Source organism: Burkholderia pseudomultivorans, from assembly GCF_902499075.1.
Lineage (GTDB): Bacteria > Pseudomonadota > Gammaproteobacteria > Burkholderiales > Burkholderiaceae > Burkholderia > Burkholderia pseudomultivorans.
In genome coordinates, this window is sequence record NZ_CABVPP010000001.1 from 406172 (window position 1) to 421346 (window position 15175).

Annotated in this window: 13 protein-coding genes; 2 read left to right on the top strand and 11 right to left on the bottom strand. The window is 68.7% G+C overall.

Translation table 11 applies throughout. From position 1 onward, the window contains the following. Positions 1-41 precede the first annotated feature (41 nt). The 5 genes from BST28156_RS01770 to BST28156_RS01790 all read right to left on the bottom strand — a co-directional run bounded on the left by BST28156_RS01770 (position 42) and on the right by BST28156_RS01790 (position 6218). A complete protein-coding gene (locus BST28156_RS01770) occupies positions 42-1448 on the bottom strand; it encodes an MFS transporter (protein WP_174901291.1) in 1407 nt (468 codons plus the stop codon). Positions 1449-1724: 276 nt separating this feature from the next. After that, positions 1725-2561: an ABC transporter permease gene (locus BST28156_RS01775; protein WP_040129882.1), complete on the bottom strand. Its 837-nt coding sequence runs from the start codon at positions 2559-2561 to the stop codon at positions 1725-1727. A 25-nt stretch (positions 2562-2586) separates the two neighbouring features. Further along, positions 2587-3843, bottom strand: coding sequence for an ABC transporter permease (locus BST28156_RS01780; protein WP_174901371.1), 1257 nt, complete (start codon positions 3841-3843; stop codon positions 2587-2589). A gap of 104 nt (positions 3844-3947) precedes the next feature. Beyond that, positions 3948-4994: an ABC transporter substrate-binding protein gene (locus tag BST28156_RS01785; protein ID WP_174901292.1), complete on the bottom strand. Its 1047-nt coding sequence runs from the start codon at positions 4992-4994 to the stop codon at positions 3948-3950. 93 nt (positions 4995-5087) lie between these two features. Continuing rightward, positions 5088-6218, bottom strand: coding sequence for an ABC transporter ATP-binding protein (locus tag BST28156_RS01790; protein WP_174901293.1), 1131 nt, complete (start codon positions 6216-6218; stop codon positions 5088-5090). 108 nt (positions 6219-6326) lie between these two features. On the opposite strand from BST28156_RS01790, the gene pdxR reads away from it, so the two are divergent. Continuing rightward, positions 6327-7850, top strand: coding sequence for a MocR-like pyridoxine biosynthesis transcription factor PdxR (pdxR, locus tag BST28156_RS01795; RefSeq protein WP_174901294.1), 1524 nt, complete (start codon positions 6327-6329; stop codon positions 7848-7850). Between the two features lie 23 nt (positions 7851-7873). Here pdxR and BST28156_RS01800 read toward each other — a convergent pair whose 3' ends face one another. The 5 genes from BST28156_RS01800 to BST28156_RS01820 all read right to left on the bottom strand — a co-directional run bounded on the left by BST28156_RS01800 (position 7874) and on the right by BST28156_RS01820 (position 13509). Further along, positions 7874-8908, bottom strand: coding sequence for a lipase secretion chaperone (locus tag BST28156_RS01800; protein ID WP_174901295.1), 1035 nt, complete (start codon positions 8906-8908; stop codon positions 7874-7876). Positions 8909-8911: 3 nt separating this feature from the next. Then, positions 8912-10006, bottom strand: a complete 1095-nt coding sequence (locus tag BST28156_RS01805) for an esterase/lipase family protein (protein WP_174901296.1) — start codon at positions 10004-10006, stop codon at positions 8912-8914. Between the two features lie 222 nt (positions 10007-10228). Beyond that, positions 10229-12361, bottom strand: coding sequence for a TonB-dependent copper receptor (locus tag BST28156_RS01810; protein ID WP_174901297.1), 2133 nt, complete (start codon positions 12359-12361; stop codon positions 10229-10231). A gap of 83 nt (positions 12362-12444) precedes the next feature. After that, positions 12445-12813 (bottom strand): DUF2946 domain-containing protein, encoded by a 369-nt coding sequence (locus tag BST28156_RS01815; RefSeq protein ID WP_060245895.1) that lies wholly within the window; start codon positions 12811-12813, stop codon positions 12445-12447. Positions 12814-12972: 159 nt separating this feature from the next. After that, positions 12973-13509 carry a cytochrome b gene (locus BST28156_RS01820; RefSeq protein WP_060245894.1) on the bottom strand — a complete coding sequence of 179 codons (537 nt, stop codon included), beginning with the start codon at positions 13507-13509 and terminating at the stop codon, positions 12973-12975. Between the two features lie 236 nt (positions 13510-13745). On the opposite strand from BST28156_RS01820, the gene BST28156_RS01825 reads away from it, so the two are divergent. Next, positions 13746-14384 carry a Pr6Pr family membrane protein gene (locus tag BST28156_RS01825; protein ID WP_060245893.1) on the top strand — a complete coding sequence of 213 codons (639 nt, stop codon included), beginning with the start codon at positions 13746-13748 and terminating at the stop codon, positions 14382-14384. A gap of 45 nt (positions 14385-14429) precedes the next feature. Here BST28156_RS01825 and BST28156_RS01830 read toward each other — a convergent pair whose 3' ends face one another. Continuing rightward, complete coding sequence (locus tag BST28156_RS01830) at positions 14430-15164, bottom strand: peptidoglycan DD-metalloendopeptidase family protein (RefSeq protein ID WP_174901298.1); 735 nt, start codon at positions 15162-15164, stop codon at positions 14430-14432. Positions 15165-15175: the final 11 nt, after the last annotated feature.

The following is a 15175-nucleotide window of genomic DNA, read 5'->3' on the forward strand; positions in this document are numbered from 1 at the left end:
CGCCGGCCTGCGGGTCGATGCGGGCAGGCTCCGCTCGCGCGCTACTTCGTCGAACGCTCCGACACGGCCGCCACGCCGGCGCGATGCGACGGCGCGAACAGCCGCAATCCGCTCGCGACGCTCGCCGCGCCCGCAAAACCCGCGCCGAGCATCAGCGCGAGCGTCGGCCCGTGACGCCCGGCGATCCCGAACGACAGCGCGACGAGCGCGGCGCCCGTCGCCTGCCCGATCAGCCGCGCGGTCGCGATGATCCCGCTCGCGCCGCCGCTGCGTTCGGGCGGCGCGCTCGACATCAGCGCCTTCAGGTTCGGCGACTGGAAGAAGCCGAACCCCGCACCGCACAGCATCATCCGCCAGCCGATGTCGACCACGCCCGGCGCGGCCGGCATCGCGGCCAGCGACACCATCCCCGCGCTCAGCAGCGCAAGCCCGATCGCGCCGAGCAGGCCCGGCGGGTAGCGATCCGACAGCCGGCCCGCGATCGGCGCGGCGAGCGCGACGATCGCCGACCACGGCGTCATCAGGAACCCCGTCTCCACCGCGCTGCGATGCAGGACGGTCTCGAAATAGAACGGCAGCGACACGAACGCGAGCCCCTGCGCGGCGAACGCGCACACCGCGGTCAGCGCGGACAGCGCGAACACGGGCCGGCGGAACAGGTCGACCGGCAGCATCGGCGCCGGGTGGCCGGCCTGGCGGCGGATCAGCAGCCCGCCGAACGCGAGCGCGACCGCGGCCGCCGCGAGCACGACCGAGCGCGGCCCGCGCTGCGCGAATTCGCCGAGCGCGAAAATCAGCGACGCGAAGGTAATCACGTTGAACAAGGCGGCGAGCGGATCGAACGCATGCTTGCCGCGCGCCGTCTGCGGTAGCGACGGAATCGCCACCGCGAGCGCGAACACGCCGAGCGGCACGTTCACCGCGAACAGCCACGGCCACGCGGCGACCGACAGGATCAGCGACGCAATCGTCGGCCCCACCGCGAACGACACGCCGACGACCAGCGCGTTGAAGCCGACGCCGCGCCCGAGCCGGTGCGCGGGAAACAGGCTGCGGATCAGCGCGACGTTCACGCTCATGATCGCGCTCGCGCCGAAGCCCTGCACGATCCGTGCAGCCGTCAGTTGCGGCAGCGTCGATGCGAGCGAGCAGCCGAGCGACGCGAGCGTGAACACCGCGAGGCCCGCGATGTAGACGCGCTTGTGGCCGACGATGTCGCCGAGCGACGCGAACGGCAGCAGCGTTGCGACCATCGCGAGCTGGTATGCATTGATGATCCACACGGAGGCGGCCGGCGACGCCTGCAGGTCGGCAGCGATCGCCGGCAGCGCGGTGTTCGCGATCGCGGTATCGAGCGTCGCGAGCGCGACGGCCAGCAGCACGGCGGCCATCGCGCGCCAGTTGACGGCCGGCTCGGCGATGCCGGCGGCGGGAGCGATTTCGGACAAGATGAGGCTCGGCAGACGAGCGGCGCAGCGCGCCGCGAATTGAGCGATGCGACGGCGTGCGGCCGATGATGCAGGCACGTCGCGTCGTCGCGACCCGTATTGTTGCAGAGCCGCATCGAACGTGCAGGCGAGCGCATCGATCGTCAGCCAAACGAAAGGCGATGCGGCGGCCGACTCGGTGCGCGGCGTCTCGTTGATCGCGCAACGAACGACGTGCCGGCCGGCGGTCGCGTCGGGTTTCGTTACGCCGTTTGCCTGTCCTTCAGTCGAGCCGGATCAGGCGACCGCGCGCCGCGCATTACGCCCGCGCAACCACTCGAGCGCGAGCAGCAGTCCCGTCGAGAAGATGATCAGGATCGTCGCGAGCGCGGCGATCGTCGGGCTGATGTTCTCGCGAATCCCCGTAAACATCTGCCGCGGCAGCGTCGTCTGGTCTGCGCCCGCCAGGAACAGCGTGACGACCACCTCGTCGAACGACGTCGCGAACGCGAACAGCGCACCCGACATCACGCCCGGCGCGATCACCGGCAGCGTCACGCGGAAGAACGTCGTCACCGGGTTCGCGCCCAGCGACAGGCTCGCGCGCACCAGGTTGTGATTGAAGCCCTGCAGCGTCGCCGCCACCGTCGTCACGACGAACGGCACGCCGAGCGCCGCATGCGCGGCAATCAGCCCCGTATAGGTATTCGCGAGCCCGAGCGGCGCGAAGAACAGGTACATGCCGACGCCCACCACCACCACCGGCACGATCATCGGCGACAGCAGCACCGCCATCAGCAGCCCCTTGCCGCGGAAGTCCGCCTTCGTCAGCCCGATCGCCGCGAGCGTGCCGAGCACCGTCGCGACGACCGTCGCCGACGGCGCGACGATGAAGCTGTTCTTCGCGGCCATGCGCCACTCGTCCGACGCGATCAGGTTCTCGTACCAGCGCGTCGAGAAGCCCGGGATCGGATACACGAGGAACGTGCTCGACGAGAACGACAGCGGCACGATCGCGAGCACCGGCAGGATCAGGTACAGCAGCGTCAGCACGACGAGCACGCGCAGCGCGACATACCACGCGCGCTCGACGAACGACATGTGCGGCGCGAACAGCGGCCTGGCGAGTTTCATGATCGGTTTTCCTGATGTTTGCGTGTCAGCCCAGGCTCACGTTGGTGCGCGTGAAGCGCCCGTACACCGCATACAGCACCAGCGTCGCCGCGAGCAGCAGCCCGCCCAGCGCGCACGCCATGCCCCAGTTGATCGTCACGTTCGTGAAGTACGCGACGTAGTAGCTGACCATCTGGTCGTTCGGCCCGCCCAGCAGCGCCGGCGTGATGTAGTAGCCGATCGCGAGGATGAACACCAGCAGCGCGCCCGCGCCGACGCCCGGATAGGTCTGCGGCACGTACACGCGCCAGAACGCCGCGAACGGATGGCTGCCGAGCGACACGGCCGCGCGCTGGTAGGTCGGCGGGATCGACTTCATCACGCTGTACAGCGGCAGGATCATGAACGGCAGCAGGATGTGCGTCATCGAGATATACACGCCGACGCGGTTGAACAGCAGCGTCAGCGGATGCGAGATCAGCCCGGTGCCGAGCAGCGCCTTGTTGATCAATCCCTCGCTTTGCAGCAGCACGATCCACGCGGCCACGCGCACCAGCACCGAAGTCCAGAACGGAATCAGCACGAGGATCATCACGAGGTTCGCGCGCCGCTCCGACAGCGTCGAGATCCAGTACGCGAGCGGATAGCCGAGCAGCAGCGCGAACAGCGTGACCGCGACGCCGATCACCAGCGTGCGGCCGAAGATCGCGAGGTAGATCGACTGGTCGGGATCGGCCGGCACGATATGGCCGAAGCCGTCCTGCTTGTGGTCGAGCGCCGCGAGCAGGTAGAACGGCGAATACGTGCTGCCGTTCTTCGCGATCGCCTGCCAGTACGCAACGTCGCCCCAGCGCGAGTCGAGCTCGACGAGCTTGTCGCGCATCTGCGCGGGCGTCAGCGTCGCGTCGTGGTCGCCTTTCAGCGGCATCGCGCGCGCCGTCTTCGCGACCAGCGACCGGTAGCCGGGAATCTCGGTGTTCAGGCGGCGCGCGAGCGCGCCCATCGCGTCGCTGTCGGCGACCTTCGTCATGTCGGCCGCGAGCGAGGCGTATGCGGCGTCGGACGGCGGCGCCTTGCGGTCCCAGTGCGCGAGCGCCGCGACCGTGTCCGGCAGCGCGGCGGCGATCTCGGGGTTCTGCACCGCGCGCGTGAGCAGCGTGCCGATCGGCACGACGAAGATCAGCAGCACGAACAACGCGAGCGGCGCGACCAGCAGCAGCGCCATCGTGCGCTTGCGGGCCTCGGCGGCCTTCAGCTCGCGCTTGAGCGCGGCGCTCGACGGCGCGGAAGAAGCGATCGTCATCGTATTCAACAGTCTGTCTCCGGCCGGACCGCGATTGCGGTCCGGCGGCATGCCGCGCGATGCATGTGCATCGCGCGGCCGGTTGCATCGGCCAACCCGAACGCTTACTTCGTCGCCCACGCGGCGAAACGCTGCTCGAGCTCGTCGCTGTGGTCGGTCCAGAAGCCGATGTCTTCCAGCACCGCGTTCTTGCCGTTGCTCGGCGAGTTCGGCAGGTTCGCCAGCGTCTTCGCGTCGAGCGACTTGATCGCCGCGACGTTCGCCGGGCCGTACGCGATATGCTGCGCGTACGCCTGCTGCGGCTTCGGCGTCAGCGTATACGCGATGTACTGCTCGGCCAGCGCCTTGTTCGGCGAGCCCTTCGGAATCGCCCAGTAGTCGAGATCGTAGATGCTGCCGTTCCACACGACCTTCAGGTTCTTGCCTTCCTTCTGCGCGGCATCGATGCGGCCGTTGTACGCGGTCGACATCACGACGTCGCCGGCAACCAGAAACTGCGGCGGCTGCGCGCCCGCTTCCCACCACTGGATGTTCGGCTTCAGCTCGTCGAGCTTCTTGAACGCGCGATCCTGGCCGGCTTTCGTGCCGAGCACCTTGTAGACATCCTTCGGCGCGACGCCGTCGGCCATCAGCGCGAACTCGAGGTTGTAGCGCGCACCCTTGCGCATCCCGCGCTTGCCGGGGAATTTCTTCACGTCCCAGAAATCGGCCCAGCCCGTCGGCGCGGTCTTCAGCTTGTCCGCGTTATACGACAGCGCCGTCGACCACACGAAGAAGCCGACACCGCAAACCTGCGGCGATTCCGGAATCAGGTCGGACTTCTTCGCGATCTTCGACCAGTCGAGCTTCTCGTACAGCCCTTCGTCGCAGCCGCGGTTCAGGTCGCCCGACTCGACTTCGACCACGTCCCAGTTGACGTGCTTCGCCTCGACCATCGCCTTCACCTTCGCCTGCTCGCCGTTGTACTCGACGGCGGTGACCTTGTTGCCGGTCGCCTTCTCGAACGGCTGGTTGAACGCGGCTTTCTGCGCGTCGCCGTTCGCGCCGCCGAAGTTGACGACCGTGAGTTCGGCTGCCGACGCCGACGCGCCGAACACGGCCAGCGCCAGCGCGAACGCGGTGCGGCGCGCGGTAAAGCGGGTTCGATTCATGATGGTGCTCTCCTCTCGTGATGCTCGTGGTGGTCGTGGTGAAAATGCGCCGTTTGTTGTGTACGACGTGCTGCAGACAATCGGAAGCCGCGTTTACGCGAACACGCGCAGATGCTCGGGCGCGAACGCAAGCGACACGGGCGCGCCCGGCGAAAACGCGTCGAGCGCGCCCGTGCCGAGCGGCACCTTCACGAAGCATTCGTCCTGCCCCGGCACCGCGCAGCGCATGCGCACGTGATCGCCGAAATAGATCAGGCTGCGCGCTTCGCCCGTCAGACGGTTCGCAGCCGCGCCGTTCGCGCGCGCGTCGGCCTGCCCGTCGACGTGTCCGTTCGCGCCGCGGGTGGCGAGGTTCATTCGTTCGGGGCGGATGCATGCGACGGCCGGCGCGCCCTCGGCCGCATCGCCAATGCGACGACCGACGAGCTTCGTGCCGTCGCCGAGATGGAATTCGCAGAACTCGCCGTCGACGCGCGCGATCGTGCCGCGCAGCCGGTTGCTGTCGCCGATGAAGTTCGCGACGAACTCGTTGCACGGCGATTCGTACAGGCGATCCACCGTGTCGAGCTGCTGCACGACGCCCTTGTCGAACACCGCGACGCGATCCGACATCGTCAGCGCCTCGCCCTGGTCATGCGTCACGTACACGAAGGTCACGCCGAGCTTCTCGTGCAGCGCCTTCAGCTCGTATTGCATGTGTTCGCGCAACTGCTTGTCGAGCGCGCCGAGCGGCTCGTCCATCAGCACCAGCTTCGGCTCGAACACCAGCGCGCGCGCCAGCGCGATGCGCTGCTGCTGGCCGCCCGACAGCTGCGCCGGATAACGCTTCGCGAAGCGCTCCATCTGCACCATCTTCAGCGCATGCGCGACGCGCTCCGCGCGCTCGGCCGCGCCCAGCTTGCGCACCGTCAGCGGATACGCGACGTTTTGCTCGACCGTCAGGTGCGGAAACAACGCGTAGTTCTGGAACACCATGCCGATGTTGCGCTTGTGCGGCGGCACCTGGTTCAGCAGTTCGCCGTCGAGGCGAATCTCGCCGCCGGTCGGAAACTCGAAGCCGGCCAGCATCATCAGGCAGGTGGTCTTGCCCGAGCCGGACGGCCCGAGCAGCGTCAGGAATTCCCCGCGGCGGATGTCGAGGTCCAGCGACTTCACGACCAGCGTCTCGCCGTCGTAGGTCTTGCGCACCCCGCGAAAACTGACGATCACTTCATCGGACTTCATCCTGGCTGTCCCCTTGCTGTGCAGCAATCTTTATCGAGATGCGAGCCACTATACGGCGCGCACGGTTCTACAATAGGGAACCATTTCAATATTCCCAGTAGGACCACTTTGGATACCGTGATCGTCGCCGACTGGCTGTCCGCCCGTCTCGACCGGAGTTCGTCCGAGCCGATGTACCGTCAGCTGCTGCAGCTGATGCAGCAGGCCATCCTGACCGGGGAATTGGGGCCGGGGACAAAGCTGCCGAGTTCGCGCACGCTCGCGGCCGACCTGTCGATCGCGCGCAATACCGTGCTGCACGTATACGACCAGTTGACGGCCGAAGGCTATGTGCTGACGACGACCGGCAGCGGCACCTACGTCGCGGACACGCGGCCGGACGCCGCCGCGATGCAGGCGCCGCCGCAGCAGCCATCCGGCGCGGGCACCCTGCCGACGCCGCTGCCGGACGCACACGGCGGCCTGTCGATGCGCGGCCGCCAGTTGATCGAGCACGCGGGCGTGTCGCGCCGCCAGTGGGGTGCGTTCATGCCGGGCGTGCCGGACGTCTCCGAGTTTCCGAGCCGCACGTGGAGCCGCCTGCAGGCGCGCCTCTGGAAGGAAGCGAACCCCGATCTGCTGACGTATGCGCCCGGCGGCGGCTACCGGCCGCTGCGGCGCGCGCTGGCCGACTACCTGCGCGTCGCGCGTTCGGTGAAATGCTCGCCGGACCAGGTCATCATCACGACCGGCATCCACCAGTCGATCGACCTCGCGGTGCGGCTGCTGTCCGATGTCGGCGATCGCGCGTGGGTCGAGGAGCCGTGCTACTGGGGCGTGCGCAGCGTGCTGCAGGCGGCCGGCCTCGCGCTCGCGCCGGTGCCGGTCGATCAGGAAGGGCTCGACCCGAGCCCGAGCGACCTGCAGCATCCGCCGCGGCTCGTGCTGGTCACGCCGTCGCACCAGTATCCGCTCGGGATGGTGATGAGCCTCGCGCGCCGCCGGATGCTGCTCGAATACGCGCGCCAGCATCGCTGCTGGATCATCGAGGACGACTACGACAGCGAGTTCCGCTACGGCAGCCGGCCGCTCGCGTCGCTGCAGGGCCTCGACGACGGCGGCCGCGTGATCTACGTCGGCAGCCTCGGCAAGATGCTGTTTCCGGGCCTGCGGATGGGCTACATGGTCGTGCCGGAGCATCTGGTCGACACGTTCCGCACCGGGCTGTCCGAGCTGTACCGCGAAGGGCAGCTGATGCAGCAGGCGGTGCTCGCCGAGTTCATCATGGACGGCCACCTGACTGCTCATATCAGACGAATGCGCACGCTGTACGGCGAGCGCCGGCAATTGCTGATCGACGCGATCCACGCGCGTTTCGGCGACGCGCTGCCGGTGATGGGCGACGAAGCCGGCCTGCATCTGGTGCTCGGGCTGCCCGACGCCTGCGACGATCGCGCGGTGACGCAGAGCGCGTTCGACGCGGGCGTGATCGTGCGCCCGCTCACCGGCTACTACAGCCGTGCGGACACCGCGCGGCGCGGGCTGCTGCTCGGCTATGCGTGCGTCGCGCACGAAGGCATCGGCCCCGCGTTCGACACGCTCGCGGCGATCATCGAACAGCATCTGCCGCAGTCCGTCACGCGCGCGGCGTAACGGCGGCACGCACGCGGCGTGCGTTACTGGGCGGCGCCCGCGCCGCGATCGAGCGATGCCGCGCGCACCGCTTCGCCGGGTTTCGTGAACATGCGCTGCCGCAGCGCGGCGACCTGTGCGTCGCGTTCCTGCGGCGACAACCCGGCCGCGTCGATCTGCGCACGCTGCGCCGCATAGTCCGCGTATCGGCTTTGCCACGACGCATCGTCCTGCTGCATCTGCGCGACGCGCGCGGCAACCTCCGGGCCGAGCGTCTGCGTCAGTTGCGCACGCATCGCGTCGGGCGTCGCACCGCTCTTCTGCAACTGCGCGATCCGGTCGATCGCCGCCTGCTGCTGCGCGATCCGCTGCTGCGCGGCCCGCTCGTCGGCCGGCATCTGCTGCGCGAGCGCCGCGAGCCGCTCGGCCTTCTGCGCGTCCGTCAGCGAGCGATCCTGCGAGATCTTCAGCCGCGCGAGGTCGTAGCGCTGCCGCCATTGCTCCTCACCGAAGAACGGCTCGCTCCAGTCGCCGAGCGTCCGGTACGCGATCGATGCACGCTGGTCGAGCGCGAGCTGCAACATGCCGATGTCCGACTTGTCGACCGCGCCCGCATCGGGCAGCTTCGCCAGCGCGTCGAGATATGCGCGATACCGGCGCCACACGTCGAGCGCCTCGGCCTGCGCGATCGTGCCGTCGAGCTGCGCGGCAATCTCGCGCACGACCAGCGCATCGAGCGCGGTCGCGTCGAGATCGCTGCGCGCGGTCAGGCAGTAGTCGAAGAAATCGCGCACCGCGCGCGCCTTCGCGAGATGGCCGCCCGCATCGAGCGGCAAGCGCGGCGCGCTGGAACCGGCCAGCGACGAAGGCAGGCTCGCGCCCGCCGGCACGGCAGCCTGCGGCGGCATCGCGAACGCACCGGCGGAGGCCGCCGCGTCCGTCGCGGCATGCCCAGCATCGGCACCGCGATGCCGGGCCGCCCCGCTCCACATCGCGACGCCGGCGACTGCCGCCAGCCCCACGACGCCATAGGCCACGACACGCCGCATGCGCGGCGCGCGTCCATCGCGCACCGTCATCGATCACACGCCCGCGAGCTTCAGCCGGTTCGCATGCGTGCGGATCACCGCGAGCGGATCTTCCGCATAGGCGCCGCGCACGCCGAGCAGCTGGTTGATCTCGTCGAGATGATTCCACTTGTAGTTCGTGCTCAGCACCTTTCCGTACAGCGCGCTGCATTTCGATACGAGCCCGTCGTTCTGGCCCGACCCGCGATTGATCATCACGGTGCCCGTGCCGAGCAGCGCGAGCGTCGACAGATCGAGCGCATTCGCCGGGTCGACGAGCGGAATCGTGCTCGTATCGGCCGCGCCGGTCACGCCGAACGCCGAGATCGTCGGCTGGATCGCGGTGCCGGCCCACGAGTACAGCAGATGCGTATTGCCGCCGACCGTTTCGGTCGGCGCGCCGGTCTGGCAACTGCCCGGCGCACCGAGGCCCGCGCTCGGATAGTTCTGGTTGTAGGCGGCGGCCTGGGCAGTCGTCAGCGTCTTGAGTGCGGCGATCGCATCCTGGTTCGTGTTGTGCGTGCTGCTCGTCAGGATCCCGAACACATTGACGAACGCCGCGATCACCGACGACGACAGGCCGGTCGGATCGGTCGCGAGCACGCCCTGCACGAAGTCCGCGAATTCGGAGCCGCGATGCGGCGTGCCGATCGTCGTCACCGACGCGACGAGATCCGGCGCGACGGCCGCGACGTAGCGCGACGTGAGACCGCCCTGGCTATGGCCGATCAGGTTGACCTTGGCGGCGCCCGTCGCGGCCAGCACGGTCTTCACGTAGGCGAGCAGCTGCTCGCCGCGTCCGTTCGGGCCGTCGTCGCTCTGGAAGCCCGACAGGTTCGCGACGTAGACGGTCGCGCCATGCTGCTGCAGATCCTCGCGAATGCCGTACCAGTATTCGAGCACGCCCGCATACTTGTCGGTGCCCGTCAGGCCGTGCACGAGGATGATCGGATAGCGCGTCGCCGCATAAGCATCGGCCGGCGCGGTCGCCGCCAGCGCCGCGCGCGTGGTCGCGGCCATCGTCAACGCGGCGGTTCCCGCGAACGGCGCGACGCTCATCGCGCACGCCACTGCCCCTGCTGCCACCCTGGAACGCATCGATCTGGCCATGCATGTTCTCCTGATTATTGTGCTGCCGGTGCGAATGAGATCGGATCGACGCAGGGCGATGCCGTCGCGCGCACGCCATGTGTCGAAGCGCGAGTGAAGCACGAGTCGCGAACGTTTGCGTGCCGACTAGACACGCTTCTCTAATCGATTGACGCGCCCCGCCCGTTCGGGCGGGGTCGTGCGCGCGCATGCGGATGCTGCATCGCACACGCGCACGGCGCGCTACAGCTTCGCGCTGACGCGCACCCATGCGGTGCGGCCCGGCTCCATCACCGGCGCGTTCGCCGGATAGCCGAAGCCGGCATTGCCGGCGAGGTTCAGATGCTCGGTGTAGGCCTTGTTCAGCACGTTGTCGACACCGACCGAGATCTGCACGGTCTTGCTGACGTTGTATTGCGCATGCAGCGACAGCACGCCGAACCCCGCGCTCGGACCGAAGTCCTTGCCGACCACGTTGCCCTCGTTCAGCGCATACCGATGCTGCGGCGCAACGACCCGCCACAGGCCGCCGGCCGACCACGCGCCGCGCGTATATTCGAGCCCGAAGCGCGCCTCGAGCGGCGGCATCTGCGGCAGCGGATCGCCGCTCGTCGCATTGCGCCCCCATGCGTACGCGATCGACGTCTCGACGCGCAGCGGCGCAAGAGGCCGCCACGCGACGCCCGCTTCGCCGCCCATCACCTGCGCGTTGACGTTGGTCGCCTGCGTGGTCGGCCCCATCATCCCGGCCGCGTAGTTGAACAGGATGAAGTCCTGCACGTAGCCCGCATACGCGGACACCCATGCGTCGAGCCGCTCGCTCTTGTACTGCGCGCCGATGTCGAGCTGCGTGGTCTTCTCCGGCTGCACGGCCGAGAACGCATTGAGCGCACCGGCCGGCCCGCGGTTCGCCGAAAACAGCTCCCAGTAGTCGGGGTAGCGCTCCGCATGGCCGATCCCCGCGTACCACGTGACCGGCAGCGACGCGAGATCGCGCTCGTAGCGCACGAAGCCGCTCGGCAGCACGCGCGCGCGATCGTCGTCGAAGGTCGGGTTCGGCCGGCTCATCATCATCCCGCTCGTCGCCGGACGCTTGTCGCGTGCGCTCGCATAGTCGATGCGCGCGCCGCCGATCACGCGTGACGCGTCGCTCGCGTACCACGTCAGTTCGCCGAACGCACCCGCGTTCCACATCGTCGCCTGCGCGTTCCACGGCTGGTCGCCGTAGTTCTGGCGCCCCATCGCCGAGCGCGAATCGAGCCGGTTCGTTTGCGCGTCGACGCCCGTCACGAGCTTGAAGTCGTCGCCGAAGCGGAACGTCGCCGCGGCACGCGCACCGAACGTGCGGCGGCGCACCTCGGCCGCCATCCGCATCGGCATGCTGCTGGCCGGGTCGGGCTGCCGCAACGTGTAGTTGTCCATCACATGGTCGGCTTCGTTGTAGTACACGCGCGCCTCGACACGGTCGAGCATGTCGCCGATATGCCGCTTGTCGAACGACAGCCCGAAGGTCTCGCGACGGAAATGCGCGCCGTCCATCCCGCGTCCCGCATATTTCGCATAGCCGTCGCCGGTGCCGGCGGTCAGCTCGACGCGCGTATGGTCGTCGGGCGTCCAGCCGAGCGCCGCATCGGCATTCCACTTGTCCCACTGCGACGGCACGACATTGCCGTTGCCGTCCTTGTAGTCCTGCGCGTGCGCATGATTCGCGGTCACGCGGCCGTATACGTCGGGCGTGCCGGCCGTCACGTCGACGTTCTGGTCGTTGCGGCCGAACGATCCGCCGACGACGCTGCCGTCGAAACGCATGCCCGGCTTGTCGAAGCGCGGCGTCACGCGCTCGAACAGCACGGTGCCGGCCGATGCGCCGGGGCCGTACAGCACGGTCTGCGGCCCCTTCACGACGGTGACCTTGTCGAAACTTTCGGGGGCGATGTACGAGGTCGGCGCGTCCATCCGGTTCGGGCACGCGCCGAGCGTCGGCATCCCGTTCGCGAGGATGTTCAGCCGCGAGCCGAACATCCCGCGCAGCACCGGATCGCCGTTCGTGCCGCCGCTGCGGATCGACGTGAATCCCGGAATCGTCTTCAGGTAGTCCGCACCGTCGCTGGCCGGCAGCGGCTGACGCGGCGTCTTCGGATCCGTGACGACGACGAGCGGCGTCGTCAGCGGCGACGCGACGACTTCGACGGGCGGCAGCAGCGTGGCCGCCTCGTCCGGCGGCATGGCGGCCGCGCGCGCGGTTTCGGCGGCGGCGACCGTGGCGGTCATTACGCTGGCGGCCAGCGCGGGAACGGTGAGTTTCAGCACGCGCGGCAGGCGCGGTGCACCGGTATTGCGCGACGCCCGCGGCGTGCGCAACTGGAAAATGGTCATGGTCGAAAGCCCGAGTGACGCCCTCCACGCGACCACGACGGGTCGCACGGATATCGGCGAGAGGAAGAACGGAACGAAGCGCGTCAGGCGCGCTCGGGCGGTGCGCGCGGATACGCGCGTGGATAACGTTCGGCGCGCGCCGCGACGGCATGCGGCGCGGCGGCGGAAACGAACGAGACGGGAGACGAGGCGAACGGCGCGGCAGCGGGGCCGCCGATCGCGGGACTGTGCGCGAAGAATCCGCAGTAGCCGCATGCATCGAGATGCGATGCATGATCGTGCATGCGCCCCGCATCGGCAGACCGATGCGCGCCGTGCTCTGCGCTGCAGACGACCGCATCGGGCGTCGCCGCCTGCGCGACCCGCCACTGCGACACCAGCGGCGCGGCGATCGCGAACCAGATCGCGAGCACGCCGAGCCAGGCGGTCAGATGACGATGTCGATGCAGCATGCGCGGCAGCCAGTAAGCGGAATGTAAAAGCAGCCGAGATGTTACAGAATGTTCGCCGCGAAGACCAGCCGCGCGTACCGGTAAACGGGCCGGGGGCACATGGTTGTCAATGCAACCATGTGCCCCCGTGCGCGTGCGGGCGACGTCGCTGCACGCGCCTTACGGCGTCATGCGGCGCAAAACGTCGTCGCGCTTGACGAAGTGATGATAGAGCGCGGCCAGCGCATGCAGGCCGATCACGAAATAGAATGCGTTGCCGATCAGCTCGTGCGCTTCCTTGATGGTCGGCCGCAGTGCCTTGTCGGGCCCGACCAGCGTAAACGACACGCCGAGCCAGTCGAGCGACACCGGCTTGCCGCCGAGGTTGATCATCAGGATCCCGAGCAGCGGCTGCGCGAGGATGAACGCGTAGAGCGCGAAGTGCGCGAGCTTCGCCAGCAAGGTCAGCAGCGCCGGCTGCGGAACGGGTTCCGGTACGCGGCTGACTGCCCGCCACAGCACGCGCAGCACCGACAGCACGAGCACGAACGTTCCTGCGGTAAGGTGCACGTTCATCCAGAACGCGCGGCTGTCGCTGCCTTTCGGCCCGCGTATCTCGATCGCCAGATACGCCAGTGCGACCAGCAGGAAAATGGCCCAGTGGAAGAAGATCGCGGGCGAGCTGTAGCGCACCTGTTTCGCGAGGATGTTTCTCATGCTTGGTCTCGTCGTTATATGCGGGGGATGAACGGGCGCCGCGGCTGGCCGGCGCCCGGCGCGCTGCCACGATTGTAGCCGCACGCGCGGCGGGTTTTGCACGACGCAGTCAAATATCCGACGATTCGACCGCGCCGCGCCGCGCTTGCTGGCGAACCGCCATATGGAAAATCCGCATCGCACGCGCAAACGGCTGTGGCACGATGGAGCTTTGGTGTCGACGTCGCGCGCGCATCATGAGCAAAGCGTCCTTCGTTGCGGCCTACCGGCTGATCGCCGCCTTGCTCGCGGTGTCCACCACGCTGCGCAGCGTCGCCAACTACTGGAACATGCCGACGTTTCACCTCGGCAACTACCTCAGCTATTTCACGCAACTGAGCAGCCTGTACGCGGCCGCGATGCTGGCCGCCGGGCTCTGGCGCATCGCGCGCCCCGGTTCGGCCCGCTATGAATCGATGCGCGGCGCCGCCGTGCTGTACATGCTGATCACCGCGATCGTCTACGAACTCCTGCTCGCGCGGCTCGATGCGCTGCGCCATATCACGCCGGCCCTGAACAACTGGGTGCTGCACCGCATCGTGCCGCTCGTGATGCTGTGCGACTGGCTGTACGTGGAGCCGCGCTTGCCGATCCCGCGGCGCAGCGCGTTCGCGTGGCTCGGCTTTCCGGTCGTCTATCTCGGCTATACGCTCGTGCGCGGCGCGCTGGAGAACTGGTATCCGTACCCGTTCGTCGACCCGCGGCCGCACGGCTACCTGCCGGTCGCGATCCAGTGCTCGATGATCGCGCTCGGCGCGGCGGCGCTCGCACTGGGCATCCGCTGGCTCGGCAATCACGCGATCCAGTCCGGCCCGGTCACGCTCAAGGAAGGATGAGGCAGGACGTGTGCGCCGGACGGCGCACACGCGACGGATGGCCCGTCAGCCGCCGTTGCGCGGCAGGAAGCCCATCGGGTCGACGACCTTGCCGTTCTGCCGGACTTCGAACTCGAACGTCGCGCGGCCGCTCGCATCGGTGCCCATCTCGGCGACCGGCTGGCCCGTGCGCACTGCGTCGCCTTCGTTGACGAGCAGCTTGCCGTTATGCCCGTAGGCCGTGATCAGGCCGTTGTCGTGCTTCAGGATCACGAGCGGGCCGTAGGCCTTGACGCCCGAACCGGCATACACGACGCGCCCGTTCGCCGCGGCCCGCACCGTATGGTCGGGCCCGGACGCGGCGATCACGATGCCGCGCGTCTTGCCGGCCGAGAACGGCGTCGCGACGACGCCGGTGGCCGGCCATGCGAGCGAGCCGGGCTGCGCGCTCGCCGCCGGCGGCGGCGTGAGCGACGTCGAGGCGGGCGGCGGCGCAACGCGCAGCACCTGCCCGGGCGTCACGGCGTCGGTGGGCGCCATGTGGTTCCAGCTCGCGACGTCCTGCACGCGCTGACCGTAGGCGCCCGCGATGCCCGCGAGCGTATCGCCCGGGTTCACGCGGTAATAGCCGGCCAGCACGCCCGGGGTGGCGGCCGTCGTCGGTGCCGGCGGCCGCGCCGGCTGCCAGTTGTCGGTCCACGGCGTCATCGTGCAGCCCGTCAGCGCGGCGGCCGCGACGACGAACGCCGCCTGCGGCAGCCAGCGTGCAACGGCATCGTGGATGGGAATCGTTTTTCTCAAGGTACCTCCCG